The organism is Pseudomonas sp. YuFO20, assembly GCF_035064975.1.
GTDB lineage: Bacteria > Pseudomonadota > Gammaproteobacteria > Pseudomonadales > Pseudomonadaceae > Aquipseudomonas > Aquipseudomonas putida_AE.
Window position 1 is genome coordinate 82,134 of record NZ_JAXDEO010000016.1, and the last position, 16,944, is coordinate 99,077.

Here is a 16,944-nt window from a genome sequence, read left to right on the forward strand (position 1 = left end):
TATGCTCATGGTAATACCCAAGGGTATTCGTTCAGAGGTCTACGCCATGAACATCAAAACAAGAAGGTACCTCGCCATCTTCATCACCTGCGCGGTCACGCTCGGCCTGTATGGCGCCGCCGCCTGGCGCGTCGAGCAGCTGCGCAACCTGCCCCGGGAGTACGCCAGCTGCAATTTCGAGCGCTGCATTCCCCACAACGCGACCCTCAACGCCTTGCGGTAACCAGGGTCAGGCCTCGTTGTCCTGATCGGCCTTCAAGCGGTCGCGGAACGCCTTTGGCGAGATTCCCACCCGGCGTCGGAACAGGCGCGTGAAGTTGGTCGGATCAGAGAACCCCAACACGTCGGACATTTCATAGATGGTCATGCTGGTGTAGGTCAGCAGGCGCTTGGCCTCCAGCAATTGCCGTTCGTGCATGATCTGCAACGCCGGTTGCCCCGCCAGCTCACGGCAGGTGCCATTGAGGTGCGAAACCGAAATCCCCAGGCGATGAGCCAGGTCCTCGACCTTGACGTGCTGGCGATAGGTCTCCTCCACCAACTGGATGTAGCCATTGAGGTATTCCCGCGCCCGCTGCGGTCGTTGACTGGCCGACCGGCGCTGGATCACCTGGCGGCTGACCCACACCATGATCACGCTGACCAGCGAATGCATGAGCATTTCCCGCGCCGGTTGATGGCTGGTGTATTCGTTCTGCAACGCACAAAACAGACTGTTCAAGTACTCGGCGTCCTGTCCCGCCGGGTAGCTCTCGGCCTGGGCCAGGGCATTCACCGAATGCCCCAGTTGCCCCTGAAGATGCGTGATCAGCGGCGCCGCAAGGGTCACCACGAAGCCCTCGACATCTTCACTGAAGCGGAAGCCATGCACCGACAGCGGCGGCAGGATCTGGATCGCCGCTTCAGTCAGTTGCGTACGTTTGCCTTCGATTTCAAGCTCTGCCTGACCTTTGAATACGAAGAGCAACTGACATAAATCGGCGTGACGGTGGGGTTTGATTTCCCATTGATGTTCGCGACTGCGTTTGGAAATGGTTTCACAGTGCAGCAAGTCCGGAGTCGGCCAATCCAGGCTTTCCCCGTAGAGCTTGAACACCGGAATCGAAGGCAGGTCAGGCTTGTTCATCACTTCAATCCAGGTTTCGGAATGGACGACGGGCGATAATCGCACCGATTGGCAGAATGTACAGCTATCCGCTCAGTTTTCACCTTCAATTGACAGACCCGCAAGGGAAAAATGCAAGCACTCGATCCATAAAAATCATTCACCGACCCCCGTCGCGTGTAGCTTGCGAGTCATAAAAACAATGAAAACACTGAAAACCCAAGTTGCCATTATCGGTGCCGGCCCGTCCGGTTTGCTCCTCGGTCAGTTGTTGCACAACGCCGGCATCGACACCGTCATTGTCGAGCGTCAGGCTCCGGACTACGTGCTCGGGCGAATCCGTGCCGGGGTACTCGAACAAGGCATGGTAGAGCTGTTGCGCCAGGCCGGTGTGAGTCAGCGCATGGACGCCGAAGGGCTGGTCCACGGTGGCTTCGAACTGGCGCTGGATGGCCGTCAGGTGCACATCGATCTGCAGGCCCTGACCGGTGGCAAAACCGTGATGATCTACGGTCAGACCGAGGTCACCCGCGACCTGATGGCCGCTCGTCAGGTCGCCGGAGCGCAAACCATTTATCAGGCCGCCAATGTCGTTCCCCACGGCATGAAAACCGATGAAGCGTTCGTGACCTTCGACAAGGACGGCGAAAGCTGGCGCCTCGATTGTGACTACATTGCCGGTTGCGACGGCTTCCATGGCGTGGCGCGCCAATCGATTCCCGCCGAATGCCTGAAGGTCTTCGAACGAGTCTACCCCTTCGGCTGGCTGGGGATCCTGGCCGATACCCCGCCTGTCCATGAAGAGCTGGTGTACGCCCGCCACGAGCGCGGTTTTGCCTTGTGCAGCATGCGTTCGGCAACCCGCACCCGTTATTACCTGCAGGTACCGACGGACGAAAAGGTCGAGGCCTGGTCCGACCAACGCTTCTGGGATGAACTCAAGACCCGCCTGCCGCAAGCGTTGGCGGAGAAGCTGGTGACCGGTCCGTCCATCGAAAAGAGCATCGCGCCGTTGCGCAGTTTCGTGGTCGAACCGATGCAGTACGGGCGCATGTTCCTGGTCGGCGACGCAGCGCACATTGTCCCGCCCACCGGGGCCAAGGGCCTGAACCTGGCAGCCAGCGATGTCAGCACGCTGTTCAATATCCTGCTCAAGGTCTACCGCGAAGGCCGTGTCGATCTGCTGGAGAAATACTCCGAGGTCTGCCTGCGCCGGGTGTGGAAAGCCGAGCGGTTTTCATGGTGGATGACCTCGATGCTGCACCGCTTCGACGATCACGACGCCTTCAGCCAGCGCATTGCCGAATCGGAGCTGGACTATTTCGTCGATTCCGAAGCGGGCCGCAAGACTATTGCGGAAAATTACGTCGGTCTTCCCTATGAGGCTATCGAATAGCTTGCTATCGACTTAAACTGGCGAGCATCCCGCTCGCCGTGCCTCTGGCGGGTGAATCACTGCCGCAGGTTTACCCGTGACCACTCTCCACCAGCCTGACTTGCCCAAACCGGCCATCCGCAGCGTGCTGATCGCGCTGATGCTGGCGATTTTCCTCGGTGCGCTTGACCAGACCATCGTTGCCGTGTCGATGCCGGCCATTTCCGCGCAGTTCAAGGACGTCAGCCTGCTGGCCTGGGTGATTTCCGGCTACATGGTGGCGATGACGGTGGCGGTGCCGATCTACGGCAAACTGGGCGACCTGTACGGCCGGCGCAAACTGATGCTGTTCGGCATGGGTCTGTTCACCCTGGCGTCATTGTTCTGCGGCATGGCCCAGAGCATGGAGCAGCTGGTGCTGGCACGCATTCTCCAGGGTATCGGTGCCGGTGGCATGATCTCGGTCAGCCAGGCGATCATCGGTGACATCGTGCCGCCCCGCGAGCGTGGCCGCTATCAGGGCTACTTCAGCAGCATGTATGCAGTGGCCAGCGTCGCCGGCCCGGTGCTGGGCGGGTACATGACCGAATACCTGTCCTGGCGCTGGGTATTCCTGATCAATCTGCCGCTGGGCCTGGGCGCGTGGCTGGTAGCCAATCGCACGCTGGTGGGCTTGCCGATTCCGCAACGCAAGCCGGTGATCGATTACCTCGGCACGCTGTTGATGATCATCGGGCTGACAGCCTTGTTGCTGGGCATTACCGAATTCGGCCAGGGCCATTCCTGGCGCAGTGTCGAAGTATTGGGTTTGCTGGCTTGCGCGGCGGCCGTGCTGGGCTTGTTCGTGCTGCATGAACGACGGGCGGCGGAGCCATTGTTGCCCATGCACCTCTTCGCCAACCGCAATGCCATCCTGTGCTGGTGCACGATTTTCTTCACCAGCTTCCAGGCCATCTCGATGATCGTGCTGATGCCACTGCGGTTCCAGAGTGTCACCGGTGCCGGTGCAGACGCCGCCGCCCTGCACCTGCTGCCGCTGGCCATAGGCTTGCCGATCGGCGCGTATTTCGCCGGCCGCCGTACCTCCATCACCGGTCGCTACAAGCCGATGATCCTGGGCGGTGCCCTGCTCATGCCGCTGTCGATTCTGGGCATGGCGTTCAGCCCGCCCCAGGCCTTCTGGTTGAGCAGCCTGTTCATGCTGCTCTGCGGGATCGCCTCGGGTATGCAGTTTCCCACCTCGCTGGTCGGCACGCAGAACTCGGTGCAACAGCGGGACATCGGCGTCGCCACCAGCACCACCAACCTGTTCCGCTCATTGGGCGGTGCGGTGGGCGTGGCCTTGATGTCGGCACTGTTGCTGGCGTTGCTGCAGGATTCGAGCTTCGCCCATCTGGCCGGCGCTTCGCTGCTGGCCGAGGGTCATTCGGGGAATGTTTTACTGGACGGCCTGAACGCCACGCCGGGGGAGGCACAAAATGCCTTGCGCGCTGAATTGCTGCTGACGTTCCGGCATTTGCTGATGATCAGCGCGGCGGTATCGCTGCTGGGGCTGGCGGCGGCGATCGCCATGCCGAACATGTTGTTGCGCGGACGCGAAGATAAAGTCCTGTAGGAGCCCGGCTTGCCGGCGAACCAGACGCTGCGGTGGGTCTTTAATACCGCGTTATCGTTGTTCGCCGGCAAGCCGGGCTCCTACAGGTCTGCGATCTCAAGGGCTGTAATACCCCACAGCCACCAGGAAATGCCCGACCTTTTTCAGGTAGGCATGCTTGTTCTCGACCTTCCCGGTCACCGGGTTTTTCCAGCGGTACTCATACTCGCCGTAATCCTGTTTCGCGATCAACGCCAGCATCGGTTCACCCACCGGCTTGCCATCCGGATCCTTGATCATGCTGAAATCAGTGTTGATCAATCGCAGGTTAGTGCCATGGGCCACGTAGCGCCCGGTATTGATGTCGACGACAAAGACATACAGGTCATCCTGCAGATATCCGCCCTTCAGGGAGTTGATCGCCGCCAGGGTGCCCTTCTCGTCCTTGGCCAGGTCGGTCGCTGCCTTGTTCAGCAAGGCCATGGCCTGTTCCGCCGAGGCCCGGGGCAGGTAGTAGCCGACCGCGAGAATGCGCTGGCCGACGCGCTGATAGTAGACATGCTTGCGCTCGACCTTGCCGTCGGACCAGTTCTGCCATCGGTATTCCGCTTGCTGGATGCCATTGCCCTCGGGCGTTTTCAGCGCCTCCTTGAAGGCCTTCTGCAGATCCGGCCCGAGCACATCCGACACATCCCGGCCAATCAGCGCCGCCGAGGGCCCGCCGCTGGCGAGCATCACACCCTGGGTATCGACCACGAAGACATAGCGGTCCTGATCGACGAACTCCCCCTGGCGGCTGAACGCGGCGAAGGCCTTGTCGCCATTGTCGTGGTAGTAGGCCAGGGCCTTTTCGAGCAAGGCGATGGCGGCCTGGCTGTCAGCCTTTTCCGTCTCAGCCGCTTGAACCTGGCCCAGGCACATCAGCAGCATGCCGCATAACCAGGCCAACTTGTGCACAACTCCCATGGCGCGTCCCTCGTTCTTTTTTGGTGTTTCAAGAGCGTAGACGGCAATGGCGTGGGTGCGGGAGGGATTCATTCCCGGCGAACCGGGAATGAAACAGGGCTTACTGGCGAGTGCGTAACTGCTGCTGCAGGTACTGGATCTGCGCTTGCAGGGAGTTGATGGTCCGGGTGACCTGGCTGCGGAACGCATCGAACTCCGCCAGGTTGGCGCTTTGAGAAGCGCCCGAACGGTTGTCCTGCTGGCTTTTGAGGACAACGATGTCCTGCTCCAGACGGTCGATGGCGGCGCCTGGATTGCCCTGTTTCTTCAGCGCCGTGATGTCAGCCCCCAGGCTTTTAAGCTGCGCATCGAATTTTTCGGTGTCCGCCGGGGTGTCCTTCAGGGTGGTCAGTTCAGCGCTCAAGGCTTTGACCTGCGCCTGCAATTGCGTGTCGGCATTCTGCTGCTCGGTGTACTGGGCGCTCATCTGGGCCAGGCGCTTGTCGAGCTCGCTGGTTTGCGCGGTCATCTGCGCCAGGCGCTTGTCCAGGTCCGAGGCCTGGCCGGCGACGCCCAGCTGTTGTTTGCCCTGGTCCTGCAACTGGTTTTCCAGCTGTTTGATTTGCAGTTTCAGCGCTTCGCTGTCGCTGGTGACGTTAGTCTGGCTGGCGACCACCTTGCCGGAAATATCCTGCAGGCGCCCCGCCGCTTCTTCACTGATACGCGCAAAGCTTTCCTGGGTCGCCACCAGCTGTTGCTCCATCAGCGAAATCTGCTGGAAGCTCCACCAGGCAAGGCCCGCGAAGGCAAAGAACAAGGCGCCGACCAGGGCCCACAACGGCCCTGTGCTCGCCGCCTTGACCCTGACCGCGGGCGGTGTGCGCGAATGCACGGTGGTGCGGGTGGTCTTCGGGTAATCATCGTCATCGAGGATGTCTGCACGCAGGCTCGGTACATCGTCGAAGTCATCGTGGGCATCGTTACGCATGGACATTGAGTCAACCTTTGTGAAACACGGTGATGGCTTGATGCGGCGCAGTATAACCCCCCATGGCCGCATCGATTGACCCCGGACCCGAACCTCGGTTCAGTGCGGCAGGTATCAGCGAAGGTCCTGGGCCTTCCACCAGGCGCAGAATTCATCGAGCGCCGTCCAGAGACTGACCTTGGGGTCGTAGTCCAGATAATGCCGGGCGCGGCTGATATCCAGGGTGAAATTCTTCTTCATGACCTGCATGCCCAGGCGCGACAGGGTCGGTTCGGGACGTCCCGGCCACAGCTTGCAGAACCCCTCGTTGAGCGCCGCGACGCTGTAGCCCAGGCCGTAGGAACGGTAGCGCGTCACTTGTGGGACTTCCATCCTGCGCATGACGTAATTGACCACGTCCCACAACGGGATCGGCGTTCCGTTGCTGATGTTGTACACCTTGCCCAGGGCTGAACCGCTGGCCAGCAAACTGCTGAGCAAGGCTTCATTGAGGTTTTGCACACTGGTGAAATCGACCTTGTTCAAGCCGTTGCCGATGATCGCCAGGCGCCCCTTGCGCTGCATGTTCAGCAGCCGCGGGAAGATGCTCATGTCGCCCGCCCCGGTGACGAAACGCGGACGCAGCGCCAGGGTTTCCAGGCCAAACTCCTGGGCACCGAAGACTTTCTGCTCAGCCAGGTACTTGGTCGCCGCGTACGGGTGCTTGAAGCGTTTGGGCACTTGTTCTTCGGTCAGCCCCAGGTGATCGCGGCCATCGAAATAGATCGACGGCGACGACAGATGCACCAGCCGCCGCACCCGCTGCTTCAGGCAGGCTTCGACCACGTTTTCGGTGACCTGGACGTTGCCCAGATGAAAGTCCTGATAACGCCCCCACAATCCAACGGCACCGGCGCAATGCACCACGGCCTCAACCCCGGAACACAGGTCGTGGGCCAGGATCGGATCGCTCAAGTCGCCCTGGACGAACTCGGCGCCACGGCGCACCAGGTGCTCGACACTTTCGGCCCGGCGACCGTTGACCCGCACGTCCAGGCCCTGCTCCAGGGCGAAACGCGCAAAGCGCCCGCCAATGAAGCCGCTTGCGCCGGTGACCAGAATTTTCATGAAGTATTCCTTCGGATACAGCTGCGAGATTCAAGCTTCAAGCTGTAAGTTAAATATGATGCGCAGGTTGTTCTCTTGCCGCTTGCAGCTTGACGCTCAAATCTGCCCGAAGGGCACTAGACATTGCCTGGACGCCTGCACCAATTGCTCGGTCAACAACCCCAGCAACTGACCGCCATTGCGCCAATGATGCCAGTACAGCGGCACGTCGATCGGTTTATCTGGCAACAACTCCAGCAAAATGCCGCGTTCCAGCTGCTCGCGCACCTGCAGTTCCGGCACCAGGCCCCAGCCCAGCCCGGCCTCTGTGAGGCGAATGAACCCTTCGGACGAGGGGCACAGGTGGTGTTCGAAACCACCATCGACGCCCAGGGACGCCAGGTAGCGATGCTGCAGGAAGTCGTCCGGGCCGAAGACCAGCGCCGGGGTTCGGGCCAACTGATCGGCACGCACGCCGTGAGGAAAGTGTCGCGCAATGAACGCTGGGCTGGCCAGGGCCCGATAGCGCATGGCGCCGAGCAATACGCTGCGCGCACCGGCTACCGGGCGCTCGCTGGCACACAGACACGCCGCGACTTCGCCGGCGCGCATGCGCTTGAGGCCGACGGTCTGGTCTTCGACCACCAGGTCCATCAACAGGTGTTGCTCTGCGCAAAAATCCCCCACCGCCCGGGCCCACCAGGTCGCCAGGCTGTCGGCATTCAGGGCGATCCGCAGGCGTTCGGGCAGGCCCTCCTCGTCCAGCGCCGGCACCAGCGTCTGCAAATCCCGCTCAAGAAGCCGCACCTGCTGCACGTGGTTGAGCAAACGCCGACCGATCTCGGTCGGTGACGGCGGCGTACCCCGCACCAGCACCGGTTGACCGACCCGCGCCTCGAGCAGTTTGATCCGCTGGGAAATGGCCGATTGCGACAACCCCAACACCTGGGCCGCCCGTTCGAAACCGGCCTGCTCGACCACCGCGGCCAGGGCAGAAAGCAATTTATAGTCGAACATCAGTTTTCCTAATGAGCGATCAGCAATATTGGTTTTTCTTATACAGGCTCGTACTGGAGAATGGCTAGCAAGAACTCTCCAACAAGGACCACCGATATGGCTGGTGAAACGTCATTGGCAACGCTGCTGCGCAGCATGAGCCCGCAACTCAACGCCGGCGACTACGTGTTCTGCACCCTGGGCGACGGCGAGTTGCCGGCGGGCCTGGACATCGTCGGCAGTTTTCGCGAGCAGGAAGGCCTGACCGTGATTCTCGAACGTTCCCAGGCTGAACAGGCCGGTTTCAGCTACGACTACGTCGCCGCGTGGATCACCCTGAACGTGCATTCGGCCCTCGAAGCTGTCGGCCTCACCGCGGCGTTCGCCACGGCCCTGGGCCAGGCAAGCATCAGCTGCAACGTGATCGCCGGTTATTACCACGACCATTTGTTCGTCGGCCAGGCCGACGCCGAGCGCGCCATGCAAGTGTTGCGTGACCTGGCGGCGAACGCGGAGTAAAAGCCATGTGGCAAAGTTATGTGAACGGCCTGCTGGTGGCCTTCGGCCTGATCATGGCGATCGGCACGCAGAATGCATTTGTGCTGGCGCAAAGCCTGCGCCGCGAACATCACCTGCCGGTGGCGGCACTCTGCGTGGCCTGCGACGCCTTGCTGGTGGCCGCCGGTGTATTCGGCCTGGCGACGGTGCTGGCACAGAACCCCACCCTGTTGGCCATTGCCCGTTGGGGCGGCGCGGCGTTTCTGCTGTGGTACGGCAGTCAGGCACTGCGCCGCGCCTGCTCGAAGCAGAGCCTGCAACAAGGTGAAAACCAGACCGTGCGTTCGCTGCGCGCGGTAATGCTCAGTGCCCTCGCGGTGACGCTGCTCAATCCCCACGTCTATCTGGACACTGTGTTGCTGATCGGCTCCCTCGGCGCCCAGCAAACAGAACCCGGCGCTTACGTGGTAGGTGCGGCGAGTGCTTCATTGCTGTGGTTCTTCACCCTGGCGCTGGGTGCGGCGTGGCTCGCGCCATGGCTGGCTCGCCCGAGCACCTGGCGTATTCTTGATCTGTTGGTGGCCGTGATGATGTTTGCCGTAGCACTGCAGCTGATCACCGCTGGTTGAATTATTCCAAACGGCTCTGGAACCTCTATTCCACACAGTTGTTGCGTGGTTATGCCGCCACCCCGGTGCTATGATCCGAATCCCTGCGCCGCAAAGAGTACAAACTCCCCGGCGCTTGTTTGGCCGCCCGTGATCGGCCTTGCGCTCACAGCAACAGACCTGATTAGGAGAATCATCATGGCTTTCGAATTGCCGCCACTGCCGTACGCACACGATGCCCTGCAGCCGCACATCTCCAAGGAAACCCTGGAGTTTCACCACGACAAGCACCACAACACCTACGTCGTGAACCTGAACAACCTGGTGCCAGGCACCGAGTTCGAAGGCAAGACCCTGGAAGAAATCGTCAAGACTTCCTCGGGCGGCATCTTCAACAACGCCGCTCAAGTGTGGAACCACACTTTCTACTGGAACTGCCTGGCGCCAAACGCTGGCGGTCAACCAACCGGCGCGCTGGCTGAGGCCATCAACGCAGCCTTCGGTTCGTTCGACAAGTTCAAGGAAGAGTTCAGCAAGACTTCCATCGGCACCTTCGGCTCCGGCTGGGGCTGGCTGGTGAAAAAGGCTGACGGTTCCCTGGGCCTGGCCAGCACCATCGGTGCCGGCAACCCGCTGACCAGCGGCGACACCCCACTGCTGACCTGCGACGTCTGGGAACACGCTTACTACATCGACTACCGCAACCTGCGTCCGAAGTACGTCGAAGCGTTCTGGAACCTGGTCAACTGGAAATTCGTGGCTGAGCAGTTCGAAGGCAAAACCTTCACCGCTTAAGCTCGATGCCCCAAAAAAACCCGGCTTTCATGCCGGGTTTTTTGTGGGTGCAGAAAATGAAGGCAATAAAAAACCCGCTGACGAATCAGCGGGTTTTTTATTTGGCAACCACAGGATCAGAAATCCTCCAACCGCCACACTTCATAAGCCGGCGTCTCATAGGGGTGACTCTGTTTCAGAGCCGCCACCACCGAGCCAATCAACTCATCGGCCACCACAAGCTCGACCTTCCATTCCTCGACCCGTTCGACCTGCCCGGCCTCACCAATGAACGGCGTACTGCCGTCCAGTGGACGAAACTGGCCCTGGCCCAACACCTGCCAGGCGCAGTGATCGTAAGCGCCGATCCGCCCGCCACCGGCAGCGAATACGGCGCTCTTGACCACTTCGACATGACTGTCGGGTACAAAGAAAGAGAGCTTGTACACAGCTATCAGTTAACCCACACGCGGGCATTACGGAACATACGCATCCAAGGCGCGTCTTCGTTCCAGTCTTCCGAACGCCACGAGTTCTGCACGGCACGGAACACACGCTCCGGGTGCGGCATCATGATGGTCACGCGACCGTCGCGGCTGGTCAAACCGGTGATCCCGCGCGGCGAGCCGTTCGGGTTGGCCGGGTAGCTTTCGGTGACCTTGCCGTGGTTGTCGACGAAACGCATCGCCACGCAACCGGACAGGTCGGCTTCCAGCAACGCTTCTTCGCTGGCGAACTCGGCATGGCCTTCACCGTGGGCGATGGCGATCGGCATGCGCGAACCGGCCATGCCCTGCAGGAAGATCGAGTTCGACTCCTGGATCTGCACCATGGCTACACGGGCTTCGAACTGCTCGGAACGGTTACGCACGAAGTGCGGCCAGAACTCGCTGCCCGGGATCAGCTCGTGCAGGTTGGACATCATCTGGCAACCGTTGCACACGCCGAGGGTGAAGCTGTCGTTACGCTCGAAGAAGCCCTGGAACGCATCACGGGCACGGCTGTTGAACAGCGCCGACTTGGCCCAACCTTCACCGGCACCCAGTACGTCGCCGTAGGAGAAACCGCCGCACGCCACCATGCCCTTGAACTCGTTCAGGTCGACACGGCCGGCGAGGATGTCGCTCATGTGCACGTCGATCGCGTTGAAACCGGCGCGGTCGAACGCGGCCGCCATTTCCACCTGACCGTTGACGCCCTGCTCACGCAGCACGGCAACCTGTGGGCGGATGCCTTTCTTGATGTAAGGCGCGGCGATGTCCTGGTTGACGTCGTAGCTCAGCTTGACGCTCAGGCCCGGGTTGTCTTCTTCCAGCAGGACGTCGAACTCTTGATCGGCGCAGTCGGCGTTGTCGCGCAGACGCTGGATCTGGTAGCTGGTCTCGGCCCACTGGCGTTGCAGCAGACGACGCTGGCCTTCGAACACGGTGTCACCGTTGAAGGTGATGTTGATCTGGCCATTGTTGATCGGCTGACCGATCACCGACACGCACTCGCCCAGGCCGGCAGCGCTGAACTGCGCGAGGATGTCCGCGGTAGCGTCCTGGCGAACCTGGATCACGGCGCCCAGTTCTTCGTTGAACAGGATCGCGGCGATGTCGGCGGACGTTTCCGCCAGGCCATCGAGGTTCAGGCTCAGGCCGCAGTGACCGGCGAACGCCATCTCGACCACGCTGGTCAACAGACCACCGTCGGAACGGTCGTGGTAGGCCAGCAGGTGACCGTCGGCGTTGAGGCCCTGGATCACCGCGAAGAAGGCCTTCAGGTCTTCGGCGTCGTCGACGTCCGGCGCCTGCTTGCCGAGCTTGCCGTGAACCTGCGCGAGGATCGAGGCGCCCATGCGGTTCTGGCCACGGCCCAGGTCGATCAGGATCAGGTCGGTAGTGCCCTTGTCCATGCGCAGTTGCGGGGTCAGGGTCTGACGGATGTCAGTCACTGGCGCGAAACCGGTCACGATCAGGGACATTGGCGAAGTCACGGACTTGTCCACGCCTTCATCGTTCCAGCGCGTGGCCATGGACATCGAGTCCTTGCCCACCGGAATGGTGATGCCCAGCTCAGGGCACAGTTCCATGCCGACCGCTTTCACGGTGTCGTACAGACGTGCGTCTTCGCCCGGGTGACCGGCGGCGGACATCCAGTTCGCCGACAGCTTGATGTCGGAGATCTTGCCGATGCGCGAGGCTGCGATGTTGGTCAGGGTTTCGCCGATGGCCATGCGGCCCGACGCTGGAGCGTCCAGCAGTGCCAGCGGAGTGCGCTCGCCCATCGCCATGGCTTCACCGGTGTAGACGTCGAAGCTGGTGGCGGTGACGGCAACGTCGGCCACTGGAACCTGCCACGGGCCGACCATCTGGTCACGGGCCACGAGGCCGGTGATGGTGCGGTCGCCGATGGTGATCAGGAAGCTCTTGCTGGCCACAGCCGGGTGATGCAGGACGCGCTCGACGCACTCGCCGATGTCCAGGGTCGACGGATCGAAATCGTCGCCCAGCTCGTTTTCACGTACCACCGAACGGTGCATGCGCGGGGCTTTGCCCAGCAGCACTTCGAGCGGCATGTCCACCGGGCTGTTGCCGAAGTGGCTATCCGTAACAGTAAGCTGCGGCTCGGCAGTGGCTTCGCCGACGACGGCAAACGGGCAACGCTCACGTTCGCAGATTGCCTTGAAGCGCTCGAAGTCGGCCGGGCCGACGGCCAGTACGTAACGTTCCTGGGATTCGTTACTCCAGATTTCGTGCGGGGCCATGCCCGGCTCGTCGTTTGGAATGTTGCGCAGTTCGAAACGGCCACCGCGGTCGCCGTCGTTGACCAGTTCCGGGAAGGCGTTGGACAGACCGCCCGCACCCACGTCGTGGATGAAACTGATCGGGTTCTTGTCACCCAGCTGCCAGCAACGGTCGATGACTTCCTGGCAACGGCGCTCCATTTCAGGGTTTTCACGCTGTACGGAAGCGAAGTCCAGGTCCGCCGAGCTGGTGCCGGTGGCCATGGAGGAAGCCGCGCCGCCACCCAGGCCAATCAGCATCGCCGGGCCGCCGAGCACGATCAGCTTGGAGCCGACGACGATCTCGCCTTTCTTGACGTGTTCTTCACGGATGTTGCCCATGCCGCCAGCCAGCATGATCGGCTTGTGGTAACCGCGCACTTCATCGCCGTGCGGGGTGCTGATCGACTGTTCGAAAGTACGGAAGTAACCGGTCAGCGCCGGACGACCGAATTCGTTGTTGAACGCAGCGCCGCCCAGCGGGCCTTCGATCATGATGTCCAGCGCGGTCACGATGCGCTCGGGCTTGCCGTAGGGCACTTCCCACGGCTGTTCGAAACCCGGGATCTGCAGGTTGGACACGGTGAAGCCGGTCAGGCCAGCCTTCGGCTTGGCGCCACGACCGGTCGCGCCTTCGTCGCGGATCTCGCCACCGGAACCGGTGGATGCGCCCGGGAACGGGGCAATCGCGGTCGGGTGGTTGTGGGTCTCGACTTTCATCAGGATGTGCACCGGTTCCTGCACCGCGCCGTACTGGCGGGTTTCAGGGTCCGGGAAGAAACGCCCGGCCACGGAGCCGACGATCACCGAAGCGTTGTCCTTGTATGCCGACAGAACGCCTTCGCTGTGCATCACGTAGGTGTTCTTGATCATGCCGAACAGGCTTTTTTCCTGGCTCTCGCCGTCAATGTCCCAACTGGCGTTGAAGATCTTGTGACGGCAGTGCTCGGAGTTGGCCTGGGCAAACATCATCAGTTCGATGTCGTGCGGGTTGCGCTTCAAGCCGACGAAAGCGTTGACCAGGTAGTCGATCTCGTCTTCGGCCAGGGCCAGGCCCAGCTCGGTGTTGGCTTTTTCCAGCGCGGCGCGGCCGCCACCCAACACGTCGATCGCGGTCAGGGGCTTGGGTTCGGCGTGGCTGAACAGGCCGGCGGCCTGTTCCAGGTTGCCCAGGACGATCTGGGTCATGCGGTCGTGCAGTGCATCGGCAATCAGCTGGGCGTCAGCATCGCTGAACTGGCCGGCGACGTAGAAGGCAATGCCGCGCTCCAGGCGCTGGATCTTGCCCAGGCCGCAGTTGCGAGCGATGTCGCTGGCCTTGCTCGACCATGGCGAGATGGTGCCGAAACGCGGCAACACCAGGAACAGACGACCGGTCGGTTCCTGGACCGGAACACTTGGACCGTACTTCAGAAGGCGCGCCAGCACCTGCTGTTCGTCGCCGGTCAGGACGCCGGTAACTTCGGCGAAGTGAGCGAATTCAGCATACAGGCCGCTGACAGCCGGAACCTTCTGGCTCAGTTGCTCAAGGAGCTTGCTGTGGCGAAAGGCAGAAAGGGCAGGAGCGCCGCGCAGGATCAACATCTTCGGGACAGCCTCGGGAAGGGGTGTGCTTTGAGGCCGTGCATTCTAGCCTAAACAGCCCGCGACAGCACCCGAAACGCTACGCACGGTTGCACTCGAGTGCCGATCTGTGTTTCTGCCCCGAGAGTCAGGTTAACCGGGCGTGTGGCGACAGCTTATTTTTACTGTATCAAAATGCACAAAAGGTCCATTCCTGCGGGCTTTCGGCCGGTTTTTCGATCGCTAGCAGATAGGCCCTTCGCTGTCGAGATATGGCGCCCGTGGTCCTTTGCGTATACTGCGCAGATGTTTTCCCCAACGGCTTTGCGTCCGCGGTACGCCAAATGGCTGATCGCAACCGGACTCTTCCTGATGCTCAGTGGCTGTGTTGATAAACCCAACACACTGGAGCGCGTAAAGGAGGATGGTGTGCTGCGGGTGGTTACCCGGAACAGCCCCGCCACCTACTTTCAGGATCGCAACGGTGAAACCGGCTTCGAATACGAGCTGGTGAAGCGCTTCGCCGACGATCTGGGGGTCGAGCTCAAGATCGAGACGGCCGACAACCTCGACGACCTGTTCGACCAGGTGGGCAAGCCCAATGGCCCGGTACTGGCGGCCGCCGGCCTGGTCAGCAGCGAAGCGCGCAAGAAGCAGGTGCGGTTTTCCCACTCCTACCTGGAAGTCACGCCGCAGATCATCTACCGCAACGGCAAGTCGCGCCCTACCGACGCCAAGGATCTGGTCGGCAAGAAGATCATGGTGCTCAAGGGCAGCACCCACGCCGAGCAGCTCGCACAGCTGAAACAGAAATTTCCCGGCATCGAATACGAAGAATCCGACGCGGTCGAGGTCGTGGATCTCCTGCGCATGGTCGACGAAGGCCAGATCGATCTGACACTGGTCGACTCCAATGAAGTGGCGATGAACCAGGTGTACTTCACCAACATCCGGGTCGCCTTCGACCTGGGGGATGCCAGCAACCAGAGCTGGGCCGTGGCCCCGGGCGACGACAACAGCCTGCTCAACGAGATCAACGAGTACCTCGACAAGGTCAAGAAGAACGGCACCCTGCAACGCCTCAAGGACCGTTACTACGGGCATGTCGATGTGCTCGGCTACATGGGCGCCACCACGTTTGCCCAGCACTTGCAGCAACGCCTGCCCAAGTACGAACAGCACTTCAAGGCGTACGCCAAGAAAGAGAAAGTCGATTGGCGCCTGCTGGCGGCGATCGGCTATCAGGAGTCCCTGTGGCAACCGACCGTGACCTCCAAGACCGGCGTGCGCGGCCTGATGATGCTGACCCAGAACACCGCGCAGGCCATGGGCGTGTCCAACCGCCTCGATCCGAAGCAGAGCATCATGGGCGGCGCCAAGTACCTGGCCTACATGAAAGAACAGTTGGACGATTCGATCCAGGAACCGGATCGCACCTGGTTTGCCCTGGCCGCCTACAACGTCGGCAGCGGTCACCTCGACGACGCCCGAAAGCTGGCCGCCAAGGAAGGATTGAATCCGGACAAATGGCTGGACGTGAAAAAGATCCTGCCGCGCCTGTCCGAGAAGAAGTGGTACAGCAAGACCCGTTACGGCTACGCCCGTGGCGGCGAACCGGTGCATTTTGTGGCGAACATCCGTCGCTACTACGACATCCTGACCTGGGTCACGCAGCCGCAGCTTGAAGGTGATCAGGTCGCCGAGGGTAACTTGCATGTGCCCGGCATCGACAAGTCCAAGCCGACCCAGGAACCTGCCCCCCTCTAACATTCACCACCAAACAACTGTGGGAGCCAGCCTGCTGGCGATAGCGGTTCATCATTCAACATCTTTGTTGACTGACTCGCCGCTATCGCCAGCAGGCTGGCTCCCACATTGGTTTTGTGTTGTTGCTCAGGCCTTGGCCGCAGCCAGGATCAAGGCTTTCATTTCGGACACGGCGGATTTGAACCCCACAAACAACGCATGGGCCACCAGCGCATGCCCAATGTTCAATTCGTTGATGCCCTTGATCGCCGCCACCGCCTCGACGTTGTGATAATGCAGGCCGTGGCCGGCATTGACGATCAGGCCTTGAGTCAGGCCGAACGCTACGCCATCGGCGACGCGCTTGAGTTCTTCAGCCACTTCGGTCGGCGTCTCGGCGTCGGCATAACGCCCGGTATGCAGTTCGATGGCTGGCGCACCGACGCGACGCGAGGCCTCGATCTGCCGTTCGTCGGCATCGATGAACAGCGAAACTTCCGAGCCGATCTTCGACAGGCGCTCCACAGCAGCCTTGATCCGCGCTTCCTGCCCCGCCACATCCAGCCCGCCTTCGGTCGTCAGTTCCTGTCGGGTTTCCGGCACCAGGCAAATATGCGCCGGGCGAATACGCTCGGCGAACTGCATCATTTCCTCGGTGACGCCCATTTCGAAGTTCATGCGGGTTTGCAGCACGTCCTTGAGCAGCAGCACGTCGCGCTCCTGGATGTGCCGGCGGTCTTCACGCAGGTGCACGGTGATGCCGTCAGCGCCCGCCTCTTCCGCATCCAGTGCTGCCTTGACCGGGTCCGGGTAGCGAGTGCCCCGGGCCTGACGCAGGGTGGCAACGTGGTCGATGTTTACGCCAAGAAGAATGCGGGTGCTGGTGGTCACGGAAGCGC

15 protein-coding genes are annotated in these 16,944 nt (G+C 61.4%); 7 read left to right on the forward strand and 8 right to left on the reverse strand.

The features are described 5' to 3' along the window. Nucleotides 1-46: 46 nt before the first annotated feature. Nucleotides 47-223: a hypothetical protein gene (locus SOP85_RS11330; RefSeq protein ID WP_162837843.1), complete on the forward strand. Its 177-nt coding sequence runs from the start codon at nt 47-49 to the stop codon at nt 221-223. Between the two features lie 6 nt (nt 224-229). Here SOP85_RS11330 and SOP85_RS11335 read toward each other — a convergent pair whose 3' ends face one another. After that, nucleotides 230-1,126 carry a helix-turn-helix domain-containing protein gene (locus tag SOP85_RS11335; protein ID WP_274074313.1) on the reverse strand — a complete coding sequence of 299 codons (897 nt, stop codon included), beginning with the start codon at nt 1,124-1,126 and terminating at the stop codon, nt 230-232. Nucleotides 1,127-1,316: 190 nt separating this feature from the next. Here SOP85_RS11335 and pobA point away from each other — a divergent pair, with 190 nt between their 5' ends. Next, the gene (gene pobA, locus SOP85_RS11340; protein ID WP_323626999.1) at nt 1,317-2,501 is read left to right on the forward strand and encodes a 4-hydroxybenzoate 3-monooxygenase; all 1,185 of its coding nucleotides are present in this window, start codon (nt 1,317-1,319) and stop codon (nt 2,499-2,501) included. A gap of 76 nt (nt 2,502-2,577) precedes the next feature. Next, a complete protein-coding gene (locus SOP85_RS11345) occupies nt 2,578-4,095 on the forward strand; it encodes an MDR family MFS transporter (protein WP_323626990.1) in 1,518 nt (505 codons plus the stop codon). A 96-nt stretch (nt 4,096-4,191) separates the two neighbouring features. Here SOP85_RS11345 and SOP85_RS11350 read toward each other — a convergent pair whose 3' ends face one another. The 4 genes from SOP85_RS11350 to SOP85_RS11365 all read right to left on the reverse strand — a co-directional run bounded on the left by SOP85_RS11350 (nt 4,192) and on the right by SOP85_RS11365 (nt 8,110). Continuing rightward, entirely contained in the window at nt 4,192-5,040 is an 849-nt protein-coding gene (locus SOP85_RS11350) for a cache domain-containing protein (protein WP_274074383.1), read from the reverse strand. A 100-nt stretch (nt 5,041-5,140) separates the two neighbouring features. After that, complete coding sequence (locus SOP85_RS11355) at nt 5,141-6,013, reverse strand: ATPase (RefSeq protein WP_323626991.1); 873 nt, start codon at nt 6,011-6,013, stop codon at nt 5,141-5,143. 108 nt (nt 6,014-6,121) lie between these two features. Then, nucleotides 6,122-7,114 carry an NAD-dependent epimerase/dehydratase family protein gene (locus SOP85_RS11360; RefSeq protein ID WP_323626992.1) on the reverse strand — a complete coding sequence of 331 codons (993 nt, stop codon included), beginning with the start codon at nt 7,112-7,114 and terminating at the stop codon, nt 6,122-6,124. A gap of 96 nt (nt 7,115-7,210) precedes the next feature. Further along, nucleotides 7,211-8,110, reverse strand: coding sequence for a LysR family transcriptional regulator ArgP (locus SOP85_RS11365; protein ID WP_274074309.1), 900 nt, complete (start codon nt 8,108-8,110; stop codon nt 7,211-7,213). Between the two features lie 96 nt (nt 8,111-8,206). Between SOP85_RS11365 and SOP85_RS11370 the strand changes: the two genes are divergently transcribed. The 3 genes from SOP85_RS11370 (at nt 8,207) to SOP85_RS11380 (ending at nt 9,990) form a co-directional block, all read left to right on the forward strand. Then, nucleotides 8,207-8,608, forward strand: a complete 402-nt coding sequence (locus SOP85_RS11370) for an ACT domain-containing protein (protein ID WP_323626993.1) — start codon at nt 8,207-8,209, stop codon at nt 8,606-8,608. Nucleotides 8,609-8,613: 5 nt separating this feature from the next. Continuing rightward, entirely contained in the window at nt 8,614-9,216 is a 603-nt protein-coding gene (locus SOP85_RS11375) for a LysE/ArgO family amino acid transporter (RefSeq protein ID WP_274074307.1), read from the forward strand. Between the two features lie 177 nt (nt 9,217-9,393). Then, nucleotides 9,394-9,990, forward strand: coding sequence for a superoxide dismutase (locus SOP85_RS11380; protein WP_274074306.1), 597 nt, complete (start codon nt 9,394-9,396; stop codon nt 9,988-9,990). A gap of 116 nt (nt 9,991-10,106) precedes the next feature. Here SOP85_RS11380 and SOP85_RS11385 read toward each other — a convergent pair whose 3' ends face one another. After that, nucleotides 10,107-10,418 (reverse strand): YqfO family protein, encoded by a 312-nt coding sequence (locus tag SOP85_RS11385; protein ID WP_323626994.1) that lies wholly within the window; start codon nt 10,416-10,418, stop codon nt 10,107-10,109. 5 nt (nt 10,419-10,423) lie between these two features. Continuing rightward, on the reverse strand, nt 10,424-14,320 hold the full coding sequence (gene purL, locus SOP85_RS11390) for a phosphoribosylformylglycinamidine synthase (protein ID WP_323626995.1): 3,897 nt from the start codon (nt 14,318-14,320) through the stop codon (nt 10,424-10,426). Between the two features lie 285 nt (nt 14,321-14,605). Between purL and mltF the strand changes: the two genes are divergently transcribed. Then, nucleotides 14,606-16,066: a membrane-bound lytic murein transglycosylase MltF gene (gene mltF, locus SOP85_RS11395; RefSeq protein WP_274074303.1), complete on the forward strand. Its 1,461-nt coding sequence runs from the start codon at nt 14,606-14,608 to the stop codon at nt 16,064-16,066. 126 nt (nt 16,067-16,192) lie between these two features. Here the strand turns inward: mltF and pdxJ are convergent, their stop codons facing one another. Then, nucleotides 16,193-16,936 (reverse strand): pyridoxine 5'-phosphate synthase, encoded by a 744-nt coding sequence (pdxJ, locus tag SOP85_RS11400; protein ID WP_323607852.1) that lies wholly within the window; start codon nt 16,934-16,936, stop codon nt 16,193-16,195. Nucleotides 16,937-16,944: the final 8 nt, after the last annotated feature.

Bases quoted from the DNA above. Each gene is read 5' to 3' on its own strand.
- SOP85_RS11330 (WP_162837843.1), top strand. From the start codon at position 47: ATGAACATCAAAACAAGAAGGTACCTCGCCATCTTCATCACCTGCGCG.
- SOP85_RS11335 (WP_274074313.1), bottom strand. From the start codon at position 1,126: ATGAACAAGCCTGACCTGCCTTCGATTCCGGTGTTCAAGCTCTACGGG.
- SOP85_RS11350 (WP_274074383.1), bottom strand. From the start codon at position 5,040: ATGGGAGTTGTGCACAAGTTGGCCTGGTTATGCGGCATGCTGCTGATG.
- SOP85_RS11355 (WP_323626991.1), bottom strand. From the start codon at position 6,013: ATGTCCATGCGTAACGATGCCCACGATGACTTCGACGATGTACCGAGC.
- SOP85_RS11360 (WP_323626992.1), bottom strand. From the start codon at position 7,114: ATGAAAATTCTGGTCACCGGCGCAAGCGGCTTCATTGGCGGGCGCTTT.
- SOP85_RS11365 (WP_274074309.1), bottom strand. From the start codon at position 8,110: ATGTTCGACTATAAATTGCTTTCTGCCCTGGCCGCGGTGGTCGAGCAG.
- SOP85_RS11370 (WP_323626993.1), top strand. From the start codon at position 8,207: ATGGCTGGTGAAACGTCATTGGCAACGCTGCTGCGCAGCATGAGCCCG.
- SOP85_RS11375 (WP_274074307.1), top strand. From the start codon at position 8,614: ATGTGGCAAAGTTATGTGAACGGCCTGCTGGTGGCCTTCGGCCTGATC.
- SOP85_RS11380 (WP_274074306.1), top strand. From the start codon at position 9,394: ATGGCTTTCGAATTGCCGCCACTGCCGTACGCACACGATGCCCTGCAG.
- purL (WP_323626995.1), bottom strand. From the start codon at position 14,320: ATGTTGATCCTGCGCGGCGCTCCTGCCCTTTCTGCCTTTCGCCACAGC.
- mltF (WP_274074303.1), top strand. From the start codon at position 14,606: ATGTTTTCCCCAACGGCTTTGCGTCCGCGGTACGCCAAATGGCTGATC.